Consider the following 19346-nt stretch of genomic DNA (forward strand, 5'->3'; position numbering starts at 1 on the left):
TGCCTGCGCGTCGCCTCCACTCCAACCAGGAAAAACAAAATGATTACCGTACAAACCGCGCTTAACCGCCTGATTGATAACAACGAATTGTTCTATGACGAAATGCTGCATCTGATGCGGCAGATCATGTCGGGCGAAATGCCGCCGGTACAGATTGCCGCGCTGCTAATGGGCCTGCGCACCAAGGTCGAATCGGTCTCCGAGATTGCCGCTGCCGCCACTGTAATGCGTGAATTCGCCACCCCGGTGGCGGTGCAAGATCGCAGCCATCTGGTCGATATTGTCGGCACCGGGGGCGACAAAGCCCACACCTTTAATATTTCGACCACGGCGATGTTCGTCACCGCTGCCGCTGGCGCCCGTGTGGCCAAACACGGCAATCGCGCCGTGTCGTCCAGCAGTGGCAGCGCTGATGTGCTGGAAAAACTGGGCTTGCGGCTGGATCTAACGCCGGGCCAGGTGGCGCGCTGTATTGATGAGGTCGGCGCCGGCTTTATGTTTGCGCCCAACCACCACAGCTCGATGAAGCACGTGGCCGCCGTGCGCAAAGAAATGGGTGTGCGCACCATCTTTAATATTCTCGGCCCGCTCACCAACCCGGCGCAGGCCGATAACCAGTTGATGGGCGTGTTCCACCCCGATCTGGTGGGCATTCAGGCGCGCGTATTACGCCAGTTGGGCGGCAAACACGCACTGATCGTGCATGGCAAAGATGGTCTGGATGAAATCAGCCTGTGTGATCGCACGCTGGTGGCCGAGCTGAAAGACGGCCAGATCACCGAATTTGAATTTGATCCGCGCGAGCTGGGATTCGCCTTCTGCCAACCCGTCGACTTGCAAGCCAACAGCGCCGAACATTCGCGCAGCATTGTGCTGGCCGTGCTCGATAATCAAGCTGGGCCGTGCCGCGACATCGTGCAGCTGAATGCGGGCGCCGCCATCTATGCCGCCAATGTCACCAGCACGCTGGCCGATGGCGTCAAGCTGGCGGGCGAAACGCTTGCAAGCGGCATGGCGCGCGCCAAACTCGACCAGCTGGTCACCTTTACTCACCAGTTTTCTACTCAGGCCGAGGCGTAATCATGTCGGACATTCTTAACAAGATCCTGGCCACCAAGGCCGAAGAAGTCGCCGCCGCGCGCAAACTGATTCCGGCCGCCCGCATCCGTGCCGAGGCCGAAGGCAACCGTGATGTACGCGACTTTGTTGGCGCAATCCACGCCAAACATGCCCAACAGCAAGCGGGGGTGATCGCCGAAGTTAAAAAGGCCAGCCCGTCCAAAGGCATTATCCGGCCCGACTTTGACCCGGCCGCAATTGCCGCCAGCTACGCCGCGCATGGTGCTGCCTGCTTGTCGGTGCTGACGGATGTCGAGTACTTCCAGGGCCACGCAGACTATCTGAAAGCCGCACGCGCCGCGTGTGATCTGCCTGCGTTGCGTAAAGACTTTATGATCGACGAATACCAGGTCTTCGAAGCCCGCGCATGGGGTGCTGACTGCATTTTGTTGATCGCTGCGGCGCTGACGCTATCGCAGATGCAAGACCTGGAAGCCACCGCGCATGCGCTTGGCATGGCTGTATTGGTGGAAGTGCATAACGGCGCGGAGCTGGAACAGGCACAACGACTGAAGACGCCGCTGATTGGCATCAACAACCGTAATCTGCGCACGTTTGAAGTGAGTTTGCAGACCACCATCGATTTGCTGCGCGATATCGACGGCAACCGCACGGTTGTGACGGAGAGCGGCATCGTTACGCCGGATGATGTGGTGTTGATGCGGCAAAACCAGGTGCATACCTTCCTGGTGGGCGAGACCTTCATGCGGGCGGACAACCCCGGCGCGGCATTGCAGGCGCTGTTCTTTTAAGCCGACCGTCTGGCTAGCAAAGTAAGCCTTCCCTGTGGAAGGCTTTTTTCGTTTTTGCTCGCCGCAATGCGGCTTACAGCTCGCTAGCGCCTGCGCGGCACGCCGGTCTGGCCGCTCATCTTGCGCGCATTAATAGCGATGGCAATATATTCAAGTCAGGCTATGTATTAATTTCCATACATGGAGACTTGCATGAAACCAACTCTAATTGCAATCGCACTGGCCGTCAGCGGCTCTGCCCACGCCGATATCCTGACTTTTGACAACTACGACGGCAGCGGCACCTACCCGATCTACAACACGCTTACCATCTCCGGCTTGGGCGTGCTGAATTCCGGCGATGGAGGCACCACACCCCTACCCAATGGCACCACCAAAGCGTTGGTCGGCGCTGCGCCCGATTATCCGGCTACCTATAGCGGCAGCATCAGTTCGCAATTCGGTTTTATTTTTAATGGCGCGTATATCGCCGGGTATTTCTCTGATGGCTATCCACTGAATGCAGATTGGGTGGGCATTACCGGCTATTACAACGGCCAGTATGTGGGCCAGGTGTCAATCAATCCGTACGAAGACTTTAAATGGACTGGCGGTATCAGCGGCGTAGTCAATCAACTGGTGTTTGATGCCACGCCGTCGCGCCAGATTGCGCGCGGCTGGGTGCTGGACGCCATTGATTACCAACTGACCCCGGTGCCCGAACCGGAAACCTGGGTACTGGCTCTGGTCGGTTTGGTGGGCATTGCCAGCCGCTCTCGCGCCAAGGCGCGGCGCCAGGGGGTTGTGGTTTAAGACTTGCGCTGCGGCCAAAACAAAACCCCGCTGCGGCGGGGTTTGCACTTGTTTTGATCAAGCCGGAGTCAAGCTGGATTGGTCACGGCCTGTTCTTCGCGCGCGGGCGGCGCTGACATCGCCCATACGCTATTGCTCTGGCCGTGCAGCAAACGCAGTCGCGTCAGCTTGGCCAGCCACAGAAAGCCTGCGCCCAGCACCAGCCCCATCGCATCGACACTAAACACCTGCCACTGGCCGTGCCACGGCGTCAGCAACATATGGTCGCCCGTCGCCACGCCATTGGCGACCGGAATCAGCATCGTCAACACACCCGCCACGCGCAACAACATGATCGCCGCCACAGCGGGCGGCCGCACAAAGGCGAAGACCACTGCCAGTGCAAAGGTCGAGTACGCCGCGACGCGCTCCCAATGCGGGATATCCAGCGCGCCCATGGCATGCGCCGCTTGCGTGGCCACAAACGCGGCCGAGATGCCGATGCAGGTACCGATGCAAATGCCGACGGTGGCTTGCGCCATGCGATAGCTGGATGTGGTTTGCCGGTTTTGCCGCGCTTTGCGGCGTGATTCCACCCAGAGCAGATTGCCGGAATAAAACAGAAACGCCCCGCCCAAGCCCAGGATGAAATACAGCCACTTGACCATATACGCGCCATAGCTGCCGAAATGCAGGCTGTACATGCCCGACATGGTGGCGTGGTTGGCATCCCGTTCGCGCGCGGCTTGCACGTCGGTGATCACTCCATCCGCCATGCGGATGCCGACATTGCCATACGGCGCCAACGATCGATCGCTATCGCCGCGCACGGCCATTTCAGCATTGGCGTCACCGTAATTAAGGATGGTGAGTGAGGTCGGCTCAAACCCTGGCGCGCGTGCTTCGGCCTTCTTGAGCAATACGTCCAGCGGCAGCATCGGCGCGGCTTTATTGGCCGGTTGGACTTCGCCGATCACGTCCAGCGCCATATTGACCTTGGGTTCCAGCTTGCCGTCGAAACCCAGCGTATTAAAGCCGGCCAGCAGCAGCGCATACAGGCAGAACACTGCGCCGGTAATGGCAAAGATCAGGTGGAATGGCAGGCTGACAATGCCAATCAGATTATGCGTGTCTTGCCACAGTTTTTTCAGGTTCTTGCCGGGCCGCAATGACAGCAGATCTTTGGTCAGCCGCGGCAAATGAATAATCACCCCCGACACCAGGGCCAGCCCGTACAGCACGCTCACCACGCCCATAAAATAAATGCCGCCCGCGCTGATGCCCAGCGAGTAATGCACGGCGTTTACAAAACTGGTGAGATCGGCGCGGGTGCCGCCTTCCGGGCCATCCAGCGTGGCCAGCGAGGCATTCGACCACGCTTTCTTCTTCAGGTCGTACCACCACGCCACATAAGCGCCGCCAGTCTCAGCCGGCAATTGCAGGCTGACGCGCGATTTGATTTCGGGATGCGCCACCAGCACGCGTTCCAACAGGCGTTCGCCGTCTTTGGGCGTTTCTTGTGCCACGTTGCGCGTACTCGGATCTTGCCAGGCGCGGATGTCATCCTGGAATACCGTAATCGCACCGGCATAAAACGCGACAAACAAGGCAAAGCCCGCCAGCAGGCCAGTCCAGGAATGCAGCGCGGTGTACAGACGCAATGTCAGGCCGCTTAACGACGAAATCTCAGACCAACGCATGGCGCGTACTCCACAAAGCCAGAAAAATCACCGCATTGAACACGAGCAGCACGCCCCACACTGGCAGCGTGCGCTGCACCCGGGCGCAGATGATCATGATGGCCACCCACAGCGGAAAGAAAAATGCGACGGCCGGCACCAGCAACGACGGCCACGGTGCGGGCCACAGGCGCATGACGGCGCTAATCAGCGCAATACATAAAGTCAGACCCAAAGTCGCCCCGGCGGCGACGCGCGACCACATCATGATGCGGCTCCCTTGCGGGCAAACAACGCCAGTACCGGCAGCGATAAGGTGCTGAGCATGGCGCAGGCCAACCAGCCCGAGATGCCCGCGCCGATTCCTTCCGCCCATATCCATAACGCAGCGGCCGGCAATAACAATCCGGCAGCCAGCCAGCGATGACTGCGGTGAAGCGGCACGCTGCGCAGACGCTGGTTGGGCGAAGTTAAATACATCAGCGCCATGCCTGACCAGGTCAGGGCCAGTGCAATCAATTTGATCATTCGGTCGACAGTTCTTGTTTTTTGATAAGGCTTACAGATGCACGAGTTTATTTGATAACCGTTATCATTACCAACTGATTTTTTTGTGTGGAAGTCTGACCGCCCGGGTGGCTGCCTGACGCGCTTTGCGCTACGCTGCTGCGCATCGTCAGCCAAGGAAGCCCGTTCATGATCATCCAGAGTGCAAGCGTCGATCTGCAAACCCCTACCGGCACCATGCGCACCTATGTGCATCGCCCCAAAACCGATGGCAAAGTGCCCGCCATCCTGTTTTATTCCGAGATTTTTCAGCAGACCGGCCCGATCGAGCGCGCTGCGCGTTTTCTGGCGGGCCATGGCTACGCGGTGTTGGTGTCCGAGGTGTTTCATGAGCTGAACCCGATCGGTACGGTGCTGGCTTATGACGACGCGGGCCGTGACAAGGGAAACGCCGACAAGATGGCCAAGGATGTGCAGGGCTACGACAGCGACAATCGCGCCATGATTGAATGGCTAAGCCAGCAAGCGTGGTATGACGGCAAGTTGGGTGCCATGGGTTTCTGCATTGGCGGCCATCTGGCGTTCCGCGCCGCACTGCAACCGGAAGTGCGCGCGACGGCCTGCTTCTATGCCACTGACCTGCACTCGCAGGTAATTCCCAACCAACCGGGCCAGCACAGCATGGAACGTCTGGCCGATATCGGCGGCGAACTGCTGATGCTGTGGGGCAAGCAAGATCCGCACATCCCCGCCGCGGGCCGCGCGCAGGTTTATCAACGACTGGTGCAAGCCGAACGCAACTTTACCTGGCACGAAGTCAACGGCCAGCATGCATTTATGCGTGATGAAGGCGACCGCTATGACGCGCAACTGGCCAGCATCGGGTATCAGCTGGCGTTTGATTTGTTTGATCGTAATCTGCGCATCGGCTGATGCCCTGATCCAGCCAGGCGGGTTGGCAAAAGCACGGCTCGAACTTCTGGTTCGGGCCGTTTTTGTTTGTGCATGATCGCGATCGACTAATTAATAGGCAAAAACTAACAAACCGCTCGGCAAATACAATTTCTCTTGTTGAGAATGATTCGCAATAATGCAAGTCACGCTCAAAAGACCACAGGCATAGCGCCATGACCACGCTCATTCTCGATTTCGGCCAGAAACTGACCCAACCCGCCCCGCCCGCGTGGACGCGCCGGCATTCGCTGTTGGCGGTCATCGCCGCCGCAGTGGTTGCCATGTTTTATTTCGCCACGGCTCACAGCTTGCGCGCAGGCTGGATTGCCGGTGCGGGTGTGGCGCTGGCCACCAGCGTGGGCGCGGTGCCGGTGGCTTTCGCGCGCAAGTTGCCGCGCTGGCTGGCCGATGGATTGATGCTGGTCGGCAGCGGCCTGATGGCGACGGTGGCGGTGGCCTGGGTGATTCCGGATGCGTATCACAGCATGAGCAAGCTCGTCGGCAATACGCAGGAAGCGGCGTATGCCATCGGCACGGTCGTGCTGTTAGGGGCGATGGTGTTTGGCCGTTGGCAGGCTGGCGCCGAGAAAATTGCACAGACCAACTCGGGCAATCGCGAACAACTGGGTTTGCTGATGTTTGCCTTGGCCATTACCTTGCATAACCTGCCGGAAGGTTTGGCGGCGGGCATTTCGATGGCGAGTCATGGCGCGGGCTTGACGCTGGGCATCGGCTTGCAGGACGTACCCGAAGGCTTTGCCGTTGCGACCGCGTTGTGGCGTGCTGGTGTTAGCCCGGCCCGGGCGGCCATGGGCGGCGTAGTCAGCGGCCTGGTCGAATGGGCGGGCGCATTGCTGGGTGCTGCGGCAATTTCGGTCTCGGTGAGTCTGTTGCCGGTGCTGACTGCGTTGGCGGCGGGCGCCATGCTCTGGGTGATCGGCAAAGACGCCTTGCCGCGCCTGCGGCACGGCCGGCCGCGCGATCTGGCCTATTTTGCAGTGGGTGTTGCGGTGGCTGTGGCGGTGCAGTGGTAATCGCGCGCAGCGACTCAAATCAAACCGAAGTGTGGAGCACCGAGCCGCGCTGATAGTCATCAAAGCCGGTTTCCTGGCCATTGGCGGACACAACCGTCAACGCCACGGTCAGATCGGGGCTTTTCTTGACGCTGATCCAGCCGCCACTGCCTTGATTAAGTTGTGCAATGGCCGCTTGCAGATTGCCGCCCTGCCCGCCGCTAAACTGATCCGCCGCCGCGTCTTCAGTGGGTGTGGCCGGGGGCAAGCGTGACGTCGCCGGCGTGTCAGGCTTGCTGGACGGCGGCTGATAAGCCAGCGCCTCAGCCTGCAGACTGGCCGGGGTGTAAGTGAGCGCCGGGCTGCTGGTGGCGTTTAACATGGCACGTAAACCCTGTAATTATCAATATGGGTCGTAAGAACTTTCCGGGATTTTAATCGCCCCGGTGCGCCGTTGCCAGCCCCGCCTGCGCCGTCTGGCGGCCGCAATCGCGCTGATGGCAAGGCGCAAGAGTGATCGCGTTATCCGAGCTACGCTTACAGCGGCCAGCTCCATATTCCCACCCGACTGTCGCTATATTTATGTCATGCTGTCGCCCGAACTGAGCGCCCTGAGCCATGATCGATAGCCATTTAATCGCCTGCCATGACTGTGACCTGCTACTGAAACCGCCTTCGCTGCGGCCCGGTGCGGTCGCCTGCTGTCCGCGTTGCGGCGCCACGCTGTACCGCGAAATCAAACATGGCCACGAACGGGTGCTGGCGTTTGCGCTGGCGGCCGTGGTGCTTTATCTGTTGGCCAATTGCTTTCCGATCATGTCGCTGGAGATTTCTGGCACCAAGGTCTCGTGCACGCTGGTGGGCGCGGCTTTGGCGTTGTGGAATCAAGGCATCCAGACACTTTCCATTCTGGTCATGGCCACCACCGTGATTGTGCCGGGCCTGCAATTGCTGATCCTGCTTTATCTATTGATTCCGATGCAATTACGCCATATGCCACCCTATGTGCCCGAACTGTTGCGCACGCTACAGTTGCTGCGGCCGTGGAGCATGATCGAAGTGTTCATGCTGGGCATTCTGGTGTCGCTGTCCAAGCTGGCGGCGATGGCGCAGGTGATTCCCGGCATCGCCTTGTGGTCGTTTGCCGTGCTGATGTTCATGATGACGGCGGTGTTTGCCGCGTTTGATGCACGCCGCGTGTGGCGTTTGCTGCCGGTGATGCAATGAGCGCCGATCAGCCACACATCAATTCGGATGCCGACAGCGCAACTGCTAAAGCGCCGCTGACCGCAGTACGCGCCGGGCTATTGAATTGCCACGCCTGCGGCTTGCTAAGCCGACCCACCGCACACGAGGCCAAGCGCTGTCCGCGCTGCGGCGCGCATCTGCATTCACGCAAGCCCGACAGCATTACCCGCACCTGGGCGCTGCTGGCAGCGGCGTTCATCCTTTATATTCCGGCCAATCTGCTGCCGGTGATGCATACCTCGTCGATTCTGTATTCCGAGGACGACACCATCATGAGCGGCGTTATTTATTTGTGGACCTCCGGCTCGTGGCCGCTGGCCATTCTGGTGTTTTGCGCCAGCATTACCGTGCCGCTGGCCAAGCTGATTGCGCTGACCACACTCAACTGGTCGGTGCAGCGCAGCAGTCGCTGGAAGCAGCAAGAACGCGCCAGGCTGTATCGGCTGGTAGAACTGGTCGGGCGTTGGTCGATGCTCGATATCTTTGTTGTTGCGTTGATGGTGGGGCTGGTGCATTTCCGGGCCCTGGCCACCATCACCGCTGGCCCGGGCGCGATTGCGTTCGGTGCCGTGGTGGTTATCACCATGTTTGCCGCCATGACGTTTGATCCACGTTTGATCTGGGACCCCGAGAATAATCAAGATGAATGATCCCCAAACACCTGCCGCACCCCCGCCTCCGCCTCCACCCGCGCCTGCCCCGGCCGGGCAAGGCCCGGTTATTCCGCCTGATGTGCCGGTTGCACGCGTCAAACCGCCGCGCCGTTGGCCGTCACTGGTCTGGCTGATTCCGATTGTGGCGGCACTGGCCGGTGGCTTTATTGCCGTGCGCGCCATCATGCAGCATGGCCCCTCCATCACCATTACCTTTGAAAGCGCAGAAGGCCTCGAAGCCAACAAAACCAAAATCAAATACAAGGATGTGGATATCGGCAATGTCACCGCCGTGGCGCTGACTAAAGACCGTAAACATATTCAGGTAACGGCGGAGCTGTCGCATAACACCGATGATCTGTTGGGCAAAGACACCCGCTTCTGGGTGGTGCGCCCGCGTATCGCCGGGGGCTCGGTCAGCGGGCTGGGCACTTTGTTGTCCGGCGCGTATATCGGCATTGATCCGGCCCGCACCGCAGGCGATGAGCGCGACTTTACCGGTCTGGAATCGCCCCCCGTGGTCACCGCCAATCAGTCTGGCCGCGAATTCATCTTGCATGCCGACGATATGGGCTCGCTCGATATCGCCTCGCCATTGTTCTTCCGCCGCATTCAGGTCGGCGAAGTGACCGCGTATTCACTCGACAAGAATGGCCAGGGCGTCACCGTCAAAGTGTTTGTGCATGCGCCGTTTGACCAGTACGTGACGTCCAATACCCGCTTCTGGCACGCCAGCGGCATCGACGTCACCATGGATTCGGGCGGCCTTAAAGTAGACACCCAATCGCTGGCGTCGATCGCGATTGGTGGCATCGCCTTCCAGGCCCCGCCTGATCAGCCGGTCGCGCCGCGCGCCAATGCGGATAGTCCGTTCAAGCTATCGGCAGATCGCAACGCCGCGATGAAAGAACCGGATCGGGAGCGCACGCCGTTCGTGCTGTACTTCAAGGAATCGCTGCGCGGTCTGGCGGTGGGTGCGCCGGTGGATTTCCGCGGCATTACCATCGGCGAGGTCAAATCCATCAATATCGAGCTGGTGCGCAAAACGCGCGAACTGCTGATGCCGGTGACGATTGATCTGTATCCGGGGCGCTTACGCTCGCGCATCAAAGAGCGGGCCCAGCCGGAAGAAGAAGTCAACGCGGAGAAAGTGCTGGATGCCATGGTGGCGCATGGTCTGCGCGCGCAACTGCGGACCGGCAACTTGATTACCGGCCAGTTGTATGTGGCGCTTGATTTCTTCCCGGGCGCGCCGGAAGCCAAAATCGACTGGAAGCAAGACATGCCCGCGTTGCCGACCATGGCCGGTAGCCTGACGCAGCTGCAACAGACGATGATTTCGATCGCCAAAAAGCTCGATAGCTTGCCGCTGGAATCGATGGGCCAGCAAGCCGACAAGGCGCTGCACAACATCAACAGCACGCTGGACAACACCAATGTGTTGATCAAACGGCTGGATGGCGAAATTTCGGCGTTGTCGCCCGAAGCCCGCGCCACGCTGAAAGACGCGCAAACCGCGATTGATGCCGCGCGCAAAACGCTGCAGCCCGATGCGCCGGTGCAGCAAAACCTGCAAGACACGCTGCAGGAAGTCTCGAAGGCCGCGCAATCGATCCGCGATTTGTCCGACTACCTGAGTCGCCACCCCGAAGCCTTGATCCGGGGCAAAAAGGAAGACCAACCATGATGCGTCCGCTGTGTTCTGCCTCTGCGGTTGCCGCGCTGTTACTGTTAAGCGCGTGCGGCTCCGTCCCGCCGGATCATTTTTACGCGTTGAACGCGGTCGATCCTGGTGTCGCCGCGCCCACGTTGGCCAGCAAACCGGTGGTGGCGATCAGTTCGGTGAATGTGCCGGGCACGGTGGACCGTCTGCAACTGGTCATCAGCCAACCCGATAACACCATCGCCTTGCTGGAGCACCAGCGCTGGGTGTCGCCGCTGAAAACGCAAATCGCCAGCGCACTGGCATTGGATCTATCACGGCGGCTGGATAACGCAGTGGTCACCACGTGGCCGCAAGTGCCGCCGGCGGGCACGGCCTTGACCATCAATGTGGGCGTGCAACGGTTTGAATCGCGCCCCGGCGTTAGCGCCACGCTAGAGGCCGTGTGGCAGTTGCTGGACGACCAGGGCAAGCCGGTGCAAAGCGGGCGCAATCTGATCATCGAGCCTACCCAAGGTACCGATTACGTGGCCTTGGCCGCCGCGCATGATCGGGCCATCGCGCAACTGGCGGACCAGATTGCCGCCGCGATCCGCGCCGCGCCTGCGCCAGGTACCAGTCCGACGCCGCTGGCGGCATCCACGCCCGTGGCCGCTAACCCCTGATCGCACCGCCCATAACATCACAAGCGAGTGCGCCCTTGATTCGCCTGGCCACGCCCCCACGTGAGGGGCGTGTATGCACACTCACAGTGTGCCTATGCCGTCAGCCGCCATGGCGCGGTCGGCGTTATCACAGCAAGCAGATTCGGGCTCAACCGCCCTGGAGGTAACACGATGCGTTGGATAAACAGTGTGTTGTTTGCGGTACTGACCACAACCGCCGCGTTGGCGTTGGCATTGCCGACGCTCAAAGACGTCGAGGCTACGGTGCGGCAAGGCAATTACACCGAAGCCCAGCAGATGATGCAGCAAGTGGTCGAGGCCAAACCCGGCAGCGCCAAAGCGCATTACATCTATGCCGAGATCCTGGCGCACAACGGCAAATTTGAAGACGCCACCGCGCAGGCGCTGCAGGCCAAACAGCTGGACCCGAAGATTACGTTTACGGATCCGCAAAAATTCCGTCGTTTTGAGGCGCTGCTGCTTAACTCGTCGCAAAAAGTCCCGGCGCCGCAGTCCACCACATCGGGTGCGCGCGCGCCGCAGAGCACCATTGTCAATGCGCCCGCAGTGCCGATGCAGCAGGCGCGGGAACAACAGGCAGAACAACCTCGTGGTGAAAACACCGGTTTTAGCTGGGCCGCGATCGGCCTGATCGTGATTGCGGCCGTCGGCATCTGGATGATGGTGCGGCGGCGTCGCCAGGCGGCCGTGGTGTACCCGGCAGGCAACTACGGCCCGGCGGGTAGTTATGGCAACGGCGGCAATTACGGCCCAGCGGGTGGTTACGGCCCTGGTCCGGTTGGCAATCCAGGCGGCGGTAGTGGCATCGGTACCGGCATTGCAGCGGGTGTCGGTGGCTTTGCCGCTGGCATGTTGGCCGAAGAGCTGCTAAGCCGTCATAACGGCGGTGGTGAACGCATCGTCGAGAACAACACCACCTACATCACCGAAAACAACAACGGCGCACCGTATGGCGCCGACGCTGACCAACAACTGCGCAATGACCAGATCGACTTTGGTAACGGCAGCGACTGGGACAGCGGTGGCGGCGACAGCGGCGGCGGTTTTGATTCGGGTAGCAGCGACGACAACTGGTAAACCGCTGACCCGGCTAACGACAAGCACGGAGATCACGGCATGCGCACGCAACAACAATGGTTCGATGGCTACAGCGCAGTGCACCAGCATCCGCGCAATGTGGCCTTGCATTGGCTGTGCGTGCCGTTGATTTTGTGGAGCGCCATCACCTGGCTCACGCTTGCGCCGGTGGGTGTATTGGCCACCGCCTTGTTATTGGCGGTGGCTTTTTACTGGACCTTGTCCGCGCCCATTGCGGCCAGCATGTTGGCGTGGTTGCTGGCTAATATTGCGCTAAGCCATATGCTGATTACCGCGCAGGGCACGCAACGCGCTGCGGTGATCGCGCTGGCGGTGTTTGTTATTGCCTGGGTGGGCCAGTTTATCGGCCACGCTATTGAAGGCCGTAAACCGTCGTTTCTGACTGACCTGGCCTATTTGCTGGTCGGCCCGGCGTGGCTAATGCACAAGTTGCTACGCCGCAGCGGTCTCTATCGCAAAGAGCTGGCAGAAACCGCCGCGCCATAGGTTTATTGCTGTTGTTCCAGCGCGCTGCGCAATGCGGCCGCCACCTTTTGTACCTGCTCTGCACCCACTTGCCAATGCGTTACCAGGCGCATCAAGCCCTGATCCGGCGGATTGGCTTTCACGCCCTGTTCGGCCATCGCTTCGACCAGCGCGTTACCGTCCACGGCGCGGTTAAAACGCAGAAAGACCATATTGATGTCCAGCGCTTGCTGGTCGACCACCACACCGGGAATCTCGGCAACCAGGCGGGCCAGCGTCTGCGCATTCAGATGATCATCCACCAGGCGCGCGCTCATCTCGTTCAAGGCCAGCAAACCCGGCGCTGCCAACACACCCACCTGGCGCAAACCGCCGCCCATGAGCTTGCGTTTCTTGCGCGCGATTTCGATAAAGTCGCGGCTACCCACCAGCATCGAACCAATCGGCGCGGCCAGGCCTTTGCTCAGGCAGAACATCGCACTATCGGCGTATTGGGCGATTTCGCGCGCGGGCACTTGCAGATGCGCAGCGGCGTTAAACACGCGTGCGCCATCCAGATGGACCGGCAAGCCGGCGTCTTGCGCGGTCTCCCACACGGCGCGCATATCATCCAGGCTAACGACGTGGCCGCTGGAGTACGCGTTCTCCACGCAGATCAGCGCGGTGCGCGGCAAATGGATGTCGCCCGACGGCCGAATCCGGGCCTTGATTGCCTCGGGGCTCAGCACGCCTTTGGGGGCCGGAATCGGGCGCAGATTAACCCCCGCAATCACCGCCGCCGCGCCCACTTCGTGCCAGACGATATGACTGTCTTCGCCGGCGATGACTTCATCGCCCTGTTGGCAGTGCGTAAACAAAGCCAGCTGATTACCAAAGGTGCCGGAGGGAACAAACAGCGCGGCTTCTTTACCCAGGCGTTCGGCCGAGGCGCGTTCAAGTTCTGCGGTGGTGGGGTCGTCGCCGTATACATCGTCGCCCACTTCAGCGGCTTGCATGACCGCGCGCATGGCCGGAGTGGGATGAGTAACGGTATCGCTGCGGACGTCAATCCAGGACATGAAGGGTTCTCCGTGTAATTGCAGCGCAGTTTACCCGCCCGCACGCCGGAAGTGGAACGCCCTGGCTTATGTCGCGTGTAACTGCCGCAGCAAGGCCGTCACGATATCGCTCTCGGCAATGTGGTTCACGCCGCGCTCATCACGCAGGCACACGGCGCGTTCACTCATGGGCGCCCATTCGGTGACCAGCGTGCTGCCAAACACCACCACCTGCGGGATATCCAGCGCGGCCGCCATATGCATGATGCCGCCATCGCCCACCAGCACCAGATCCATATCGCTCAGCGCCGCCATAAATTCACCCAGCGACGGCGTATCCAGCACTTCCGCCGGCACCGGCATCGCGGCGGCCAGTTGCACCGCCTTGGGCTGGTCCTGGCCCAGCCAGCACACAAACACCTGCAGCGGAATCTGCTCGGCCAGCGCACCAATCACGCTGATCAGTCGCGCCGTATCCATACGGGCATCGGCGCGATTATTGGTGGCAGAAATCAACAGCCGCACCGGCTCATCGGGCTGGCGCGGTTGCGTGCGTGTCAACGCGCTGGGCGGTATACGGAATACGCGACGCACATCGTCAAAGCGCGGAAACCGGCTGGGGTCGACCACGGCATCGGGCTCGAACACGCGCAAAATGTATTGCGCATGCCGCATCTGCCGCATGGCCGGAATATCAAATTTAACCGGTTGGCTAATCAGGCGGCCGTGCCAGTTGTCTTCCACATAAGCAATCGTGGGCGCGCCCAGTACGCCAAACAGGATATGGTCCACCTTGCGCGGTTCCAGCCCGCACACCACCAGATCAAACTGCTTGCGATAGCCCCAGCCATAACGCAGCACCGCCAGATATTTCTTTTTGCCGACAAAGTCCGGCATCACCACCACGTGATCGCATAAATGCAGTAGATACGGCGCCAGCTCGCGGTTACGCCATGCCAGAAACGCCGTAATCTCGGCCTGCGGATAACGCTTGCGCACGGCGGCAAACAGCGGCCAGTTGCAGATTAGCGTGCCGATGTGGGTGTGGCTGAAGATGGCGATTTTCATTGCGCGGCAGGATTTCGATAATTGAAAGTTGCGAAGGCCGCAAATCTTAGCATTTGCGCCGCGCAATTTTCTCAGAACCTATGTATCTGCCTTACAACTTGCCAAATATGCACACATCCGCTGCGCCAGACGTGCCGAAGGCCCGCAAATTCAAGCTGTTGCGGGCCTTCTGGGGTGTTACATGGATTGTCGCACGCTTACAACGCGTTCAGGTCGATCTCGCCGACGTTGTTGAACACGTGGTCAGGTTTGTACGGAAAATGCTCAATCGATTCCCGCGTGCTAACGCCCGACAGCACCAGCGCCGTGGTCATGCCCGCTTCCATGCCGCCCACAATATCGGTGTCCATACGGTCGCCCACCATGACCGCGTTGTCCGGGTGCACGCCCAGCTTGCGCGTGGCCAGCGTCATCATCAGCGCGTTGGGTTTGCCTACGATATACGGCTGCTTGCCGGTGGCCGCCGCAATCGCCGCCAGGATGGTGCCGGCGGCTGGCTCGTTACCCCCTTCCACCGGGTCGATCATGTCGGGGTTGGTGCCGATGAATTTGGCGCCGCCATCAATCAGGCGCACGGCTTTTTTCATTTGCTCAAACGTAAAGCTGGTGCTTTTGGCCACCACCACATAATCAGGGTTGGATTCCGAAATCGAATAGCCGACGTTATACAGTTCGTTGATCAGACCGCCGCCGCCCACCACGTACACCGTGGCGCGTTCTTTCTGGTTTTTCAGGAACATGGCCGTGGCCATGGCGCTGGTAATAAAGTTGTCTTCCGTCAGACCTTTAATGCCCAGATGTTCCAGCTTCAGTTTCAGGTCCAGCGGCGTTTGTTCAGCGTTGTTGGTCAGAAACAGAAATGGTGCGTCGCCCGCCAGCAAGCGGTCGACAAACTCGGTGGCGCCCGGGATCAATTGCTTGCCCCGATAAATCACGCCGTCCATATCTGAAATAATGCTTTTAGTCATGGGTCTTTCCGTTCAGAGATACAGGCAGGATGCGGGCCAGGCCCGGATTGAAGACAGCATGACGTGAAAGCGTGGCGCACTGCAAGCGGCTCGCAGCTTTAGCGCCACACTGGCATGATGCGGGCATGACTTCAGAAACCGCAGCACCGTCCCTTCCGCCCTTCAGCGGCCTGACCCCCGATTGCGTGCTCGACGCCATCGAATCGATTGGTCTGGCCGTCGATGGCCGTCAGCTCGCGCTCAACAGTTTTGAGAATCGCGTTTATCAAATCGGCATCGACGATGGTCCGATGATTGTCGCCAAGTTCTATCGGCCGCAGCGTTGGTCCGACGCCGCCATTCTCGAAGAACACGCCTTCAGCGCCGAACTGGCCGATGCCGAAATCCCGGTAGTGGCCCCCACCATTATTGATGGCCGCACCTTGCACCAGCACGCGGGCTATCGCTTTGCCGTATTCGCCCGCCGCGGTGGCCGCGCGCCCGAGCTGGATGATTTTGAAGTACTGGAATGGTTGGGCCGCTTTATGGGCCGCATTCACGCCATCGGCCAGCTCAAACCGTTTACGGATCGCCCCGCCATCAATCCGGAGACCTTTGGCGTTGCGCCGCGTCAATGGCTGTTACAGAACAACTTTATTCCCGCTGATTTGTTGGCAGCGTGGGAAAGCGTTAGTGCGCAGGCATTAGAGGGCGTGCAGCGTTGCTTTGAGCGCGCTGGTGACGTCAGCGCCATCCGCCTGCATGGCGATTGCCACGCTGGCAACATTTTGTGGACGCCCGATGGCCCGCATTTTGTCGACTTTGACGACTGCCGCAGCGGCCCCGCCATTCAGGATTTGTGGATGATGCTGTCGGGCGAGCGCCAGGACATGGCCTTGCAACTGGACGCCGTACTCGAAGGCTACGAATCATTCTGTGATTTCAACCCGCGCGAATTACATCTGGTCGAAGCCTTGCGCACCTTGCGCCTGATTCATTACAGCGCATGGCTGGCGCAACGCTGGCAAGACCCCGCCTTCCCGGCTGCATTCCCGTGGTTTAACTCGCAACGTTATTGGCAAGACCGGGTACTGGAATTGCGTGAGCAGATTGCATTAATGGACGAACCCCCGCTGGCCCGCCCCGGCTATTAAGGCCCGGCCGCCACGGCTGGCCTCATTAACATCGACAGAGACCGATGCTTAAACTATTTGCCTTGTTATTGCTTGCCAGCGCGCCCGTCTGGGCCGCACCCGCGCCGGCCGCCGCAGAACCTCCGCCGTATCGCCTGGGCGCGGACGACATCGCGGTGGTCATCAACCGCAATGACCCGTACTCACAAGAAGTCGGCGCGTATTACGCCAAAGTGCATCAGGTGCCGGCGGAAAACATCATCGAGATTGATCTGCCGGTGAAGGCCGAAATCACGCCGGCCGAACTTGAGAAAGCGCGTACGCAACTCAATAACCGGCTCGGCCACAACATTGAGGCGCTGGCCTTGGCGTGGACGCAGCCGTGGAAAGTGTCGTGCCAGTCCATCACCTCGGCGTTTACTCTGGGCCTGACAACGGGCGTGTGCCAGAACAGCTGCGCGCCCACGCCGCCCTCCGCGTATTTCAATAGTCCCAGCGTGCGGCCGTGGCAGGAAGTCGGCCTGCGCCCCAGCATGTTGCTGGCGGCGGACAACGTCGCCAATGCGCGCGCCATGATCGACCGCGGCGTGGCCGCCTGGGGTACGCAACCGCGCGCCAATGCATGGTTTGTGCAGACGGCGGACAAGGCGCGCAGTGTGCGTGCGCCGATGTTTCCGCGCGACCAGTACATCGCGCAACTCAAGCTGACGGTGCATCGCGTGCAGGCCGAATCCATCAGCAATCAGAAAGACATTGTGGTTTACGAGACCGGCCGCGCCACCGTCGACGACATCAATACGCTAGGCTTTGTGCCCGGCGCGCTGGCTGATCATCTCACTTCGTACGGCGGCGTGATTACCGGACCCAACGGCCAGATGTCGATCCTGCACTGGCTGGATGCGGGCGCGACCGCCAGCTATGGCACCGTCAGCGAACCGTGCAGCCATCCGCAGAAATTTCCGCACCCGCAAGTGTTGCTGCTGCATTACCTGGCGGGCGCCACGGCGGTCGAGGCCTATTGGAAAAGCGTGGCGTGGCCGGCGCAAGGTTTGTTTGTGGGCGATCCGCTGGCCGCGCCGTATCGTCGTTTAAGCGCCTTTAAATAAGCGCTGGCCGTGCGCCAGTCAAAAATGTCATCCGCATAAAATGCTTGTCATCGGCAGACTTGCCTGGGCATCATCGCGCACTAGACCGATCGACTACTTTTTGCGAGATTAAACATGCAACAGCTGCTGGTGCGCCGCCTGCCCCCCAAGGTCCATTACGCCTGGGTCGCCATTGCCGTGGTGTTTCTGGTAATGCTGGTCACCGCGGGCATGCGCTCCACGCCCAGTGGGATGATGCAGGCGATGGAGCACGACCTGGGCTGGAGCCGCGCCACCATCTCGGCCGCCTTGTCGATCAATCTGGCGCTGTTCGGGCTTACCGGCCCGTTTGCCGCCGCGGCCATGCAACGCTTTGGCATCCGCCCCACCGTGCTGACCGCGTTGTTGATTCTGGCCGGCAGCATTGGCTTGTCGAGTTTGATGACGGCCAAATGGCAGATGCTGCTGATCTGGGGCGTGGTAGTGGGCCTGGGTACCGGCGTGACGGCCATGACGCTGGGCGCAACCGTGGTCAGCCGCTGGTTTTCCGCGCGCCGTGGCTTGGCAATGGGCTTGTTGACGGCCAGTTCGGCTACGGGCCAGTTGCTGTTTCTGCCCGTATTGGCGGCGGTGGTGGAACATCACGGTTGGCGGCCGGTGGTATTGATTGTGGCGGCGGCCGCCACGCTGGTGCTGATTCCGGTAGCGCTATTGCTGCCCGAGCAGCCCGAGAACGTCGGCGCGCGCAAATTTGGCGAAGCCGCCGACGCACCCCTTGCGCCAGCCACGCGAGCCGGCAATCCGATTGCGGTGGCGTTTAACGCTTTGAAAGAAGCGGCAAAAGTGCGCGATTTCTGGCTGCTGTTTTTCAGTTTCTTTGTTTGCGGAGCCAGCACCAACGGCTACATCGGCACGCACTTTATCGCCATGTGCGGTGACCACGGTCTTAACGAAGTTCAGGGGGCCAGCATTCTGGCCACCATGGGCGCGCTTGATCTGGTGGGTACCACCGCATCCGGCTGGTTGTCTGATCGCTTTAACGCGCGCGTGCTGCTGTTCTGGTATTACGGTTTGCGCGGGCTGGCGCTGATGTTTCTGCCGTGGGCGTTTGGCATCGAATACTTTGGGTTGCCGGTGTTCGCGCTGTTCTACGGGCTGGACTGGATTGCTACCGTGCCGCCCACCGTGCGCCTGACCACCGACATCTTCGGCAGCCAGAAAGCCCCGATCGTATTTGGCTGGATTGTGGCGGGCCACCAACTGGGCGCGGCGTTTGCGGCGCTCGGCGCGGGCTTGCTGCGTTCCAGCCTGGGCAATTACACGCTGGCGACCATGATTTCCGGCGGCTTGTGCGTCATCAGCGCCCTCGTGGTGCTGCGCATCTACCGCCAACCCGCGCTTGCCACCGCGTAGGGTGCGTTACCCCTTTGGGGCAACGCACCCTACGCTGATCGCCGCCCGGGTCCCC

21 protein-coding genes are annotated in these 19346 nt (G+C 60.4%); 14 read left to right on the forward strand and 7 right to left on the reverse strand.

The genetic code is table 11. From position 1 onward, the window contains the following. Nucleotides 1-39: 39 nt before the first annotated feature. The 3 genes from trpD (at nt 40) to WG78_RS02275 (ending at nt 2663) form a co-directional block, all read left to right on the forward strand. Nucleotides 40-1080 carry an anthranilate phosphoribosyltransferase gene (trpD, locus tag WG78_RS02265; RefSeq protein ID WP_053936138.1) on the forward strand — a complete coding sequence of 347 codons (1041 nt, stop codon included), beginning with the start codon at nt 40-42 and terminating at the stop codon, nt 1078-1080. A gap of 2 nt (nt 1081-1082) precedes the next feature. Beyond that, complete coding sequence (gene trpC / locus WG78_RS02270; protein WP_053936139.1) at nt 1083-1871, forward strand: indole-3-glycerol phosphate synthase TrpC; 789 nt, start codon at nt 1083-1085, stop codon at nt 1869-1871. A gap of 192 nt (nt 1872-2063) precedes the next feature. Continuing rightward, a complete protein-coding gene (locus WG78_RS02275; protein WP_053936140.1) occupies nt 2064-2663 on the forward strand; it encodes a PEP-CTERM sorting domain-containing protein in 600 nt (199 codons plus the stop codon). Nucleotides 2664-2731: 68 nt separating this feature from the next. Here the strand turns inward: WG78_RS02275 and WG78_RS02280 are convergent, their stop codons facing one another. Genes WG78_RS02280 through WG78_RS22285 form a run of 3 tightly spaced genes read right to left on the reverse strand, consistent with a single transcriptional unit; the run spans nt 2732 to nt 5005 of the window. Continuing rightward, on the reverse strand, nt 2732-4342 hold the full coding sequence (locus WG78_RS02280) for a PepSY-associated TM helix domain-containing protein (protein WP_053936141.1): 1611 nt from the start codon (nt 4340-4342) through the stop codon (nt 2732-2734). Next, a complete protein-coding gene (locus WG78_RS02285) occupies nt 4329-4589 on the reverse strand; it encodes a hypothetical protein (protein ID WP_053936142.1) in 261 nt (86 codons plus the stop codon). Before WG78_RS02285 ends, WG78_RS02280 begins: the two co-directional genes overlap by 14 nt. Continuing rightward, a complete protein-coding gene (locus WG78_RS22285; protein ID WP_152969023.1) occupies nt 4586-5005 on the reverse strand; it encodes a hypothetical protein in 420 nt (139 codons plus the stop codon). Before WG78_RS22285 ends, WG78_RS02285 begins: the two co-directional genes overlap by 4 nt. A 12-nt stretch (nt 5006-5017) precedes the next feature. Here WG78_RS22285 and WG78_RS02295 point away from each other — a divergent pair, with 12 nt between their 5' ends. Together WG78_RS02295 and WG78_RS02300 are read left to right on the forward strand one after the other, a co-directional pair. Then, on the forward strand, nt 5018-5761 hold the full coding sequence (locus tag WG78_RS02295; protein WP_053936144.1) for a dienelactone hydrolase family protein: 744 nt from the start codon (nt 5018-5020) through the stop codon (nt 5759-5761). A gap of 194 nt (nt 5762-5955) precedes the next feature. After that, nucleotides 5956-6816, forward strand: coding sequence for a ZIP family metal transporter (locus WG78_RS02300; protein WP_053936145.1), 861 nt, complete (start codon nt 5956-5958; stop codon nt 6814-6816). A gap of 19 nt (nt 6817-6835) precedes the next feature. Here the strand turns inward: WG78_RS02300 and WG78_RS02305 are convergent, their stop codons facing one another. Then, a complete protein-coding gene (locus WG78_RS02305) occupies nt 6836-7177 on the reverse strand; it encodes a hypothetical protein (RefSeq protein ID WP_053936146.1) in 342 nt (113 codons plus the stop codon). A 236-nt stretch (nt 7178-7413) separates the two neighbouring features. On the opposite strand from WG78_RS02305, the gene WG78_RS02310 reads away from it, so the two are divergent. From WG78_RS02310 to WG78_RS02335, 6 genes are all read left to right on the forward strand, one after another. Then, a complete protein-coding gene (locus WG78_RS02310) occupies nt 7414-8022 on the forward strand; it encodes a paraquat-inducible protein A (protein ID WP_053936147.1) in 609 nt (202 codons plus the stop codon). Then, nucleotides 8019-8693 (forward strand): paraquat-inducible protein A, encoded by a 675-nt coding sequence (locus WG78_RS02315; RefSeq protein WP_053936148.1) that lies wholly within the window; start codon nt 8019-8021, stop codon nt 8691-8693. Before WG78_RS02310 ends, WG78_RS02315 begins: the two co-directional genes overlap by 4 nt. Then, complete coding sequence (locus WG78_RS02320; RefSeq protein ID WP_083458710.1) at nt 8686-10383, forward strand: PqiB family protein; 1698 nt, start codon at nt 8686-8688, stop codon at nt 10381-10383. The genes WG78_RS02315 and WG78_RS02320 overlap by 8 nt, the downstream gene beginning before the upstream one ends. Continuing rightward, nucleotides 10380-11024: a PqiC family protein gene (locus tag WG78_RS02325; protein WP_053936149.1), complete on the forward strand. Its 645-nt coding sequence runs from the start codon at nt 10380-10382 to the stop codon at nt 11022-11024. Before WG78_RS02320 ends, WG78_RS02325 begins: the two co-directional genes overlap by 4 nt. Before the next feature lie 171 nt (nt 11025-11195). Further along, a complete protein-coding gene (locus WG78_RS02330; RefSeq protein ID WP_083458711.1) occupies nt 11196-12122 on the forward strand; it encodes a tetratricopeptide repeat protein in 927 nt (308 codons plus the stop codon). A 39-nt stretch (nt 12123-12161) separates the two neighbouring features. Continuing rightward, a complete protein-coding gene (locus WG78_RS02335) occupies nt 12162-12629 on the forward strand; it encodes an Mpo1 family 2-hydroxy fatty acid dioxygenase (protein WP_053936151.1) in 468 nt (155 codons plus the stop codon). Nucleotides 12630-12631: 2 nt separating this feature from the next. Here the strand turns inward: WG78_RS02335 and ltaE are convergent, their stop codons facing one another. The 3 genes from ltaE to WG78_RS02350 all read right to left on the reverse strand — a co-directional run bounded on the left by ltaE (nt 12632) and on the right by WG78_RS02350 (nt 15681). Continuing rightward, nucleotides 12632-13666 (reverse strand): low-specificity L-threonine aldolase, encoded by a 1035-nt coding sequence (gene ltaE, locus WG78_RS02340; RefSeq protein WP_053936152.1) that lies wholly within the window; start codon nt 13664-13666, stop codon nt 12632-12634. A 66-nt stretch (nt 13667-13732) separates the two neighbouring features. Then, nucleotides 13733-14713 carry a glycosyltransferase family 9 protein gene (locus WG78_RS02345; RefSeq protein ID WP_053936153.1) on the reverse strand — a complete coding sequence of 327 codons (981 nt, stop codon included), beginning with the start codon at nt 14711-14713 and terminating at the stop codon, nt 13733-13735. Nucleotides 14714-14910: 197 nt separating this feature from the next. Continuing rightward, on the reverse strand, nt 14911-15681 hold the full coding sequence (locus WG78_RS02350) for an HAD-IIA family hydrolase (protein ID WP_053936154.1): 771 nt from the start codon (nt 15679-15681) through the stop codon (nt 14911-14913). Between the two features lie 125 nt (nt 15682-15806). On the opposite strand from WG78_RS02350, the gene WG78_RS02355 reads away from it, so the two are divergent. The 3 genes from WG78_RS02355 (at nt 15807) to WG78_RS02365 (ending at nt 19291) form a co-directional block, all read left to right on the forward strand. Continuing rightward, on the forward strand, nt 15807-16814 hold the full coding sequence (locus WG78_RS02355; protein ID WP_053936155.1) for a serine/threonine protein kinase: 1008 nt from the start codon (nt 15807-15809) through the stop codon (nt 16812-16814). A 44-nt stretch (nt 16815-16858) separates the two neighbouring features. Then, nucleotides 16859-17899 (forward strand): TIGR03790 family protein, encoded by a 1041-nt coding sequence (locus WG78_RS02360; protein WP_083458712.1) that lies wholly within the window; start codon nt 16859-16861, stop codon nt 17897-17899. A gap of 114 nt (nt 17900-18013) precedes the next feature. Further along, nucleotides 18014-19291: an MFS transporter gene (locus WG78_RS02365; protein WP_053936156.1), complete on the forward strand. Its 1278-nt coding sequence runs from the start codon at nt 18014-18016 to the stop codon at nt 19289-19291. Nucleotides 19292-19346 lie beyond the last annotated feature (55 nt).

Source organism: Amantichitinum ursilacus (assembly GCF_001294205.1).
GTDB lineage: Bacteria > Pseudomonadota > Gammaproteobacteria > Burkholderiales > Chitinibacteraceae > Amantichitinum > Amantichitinum ursilacus.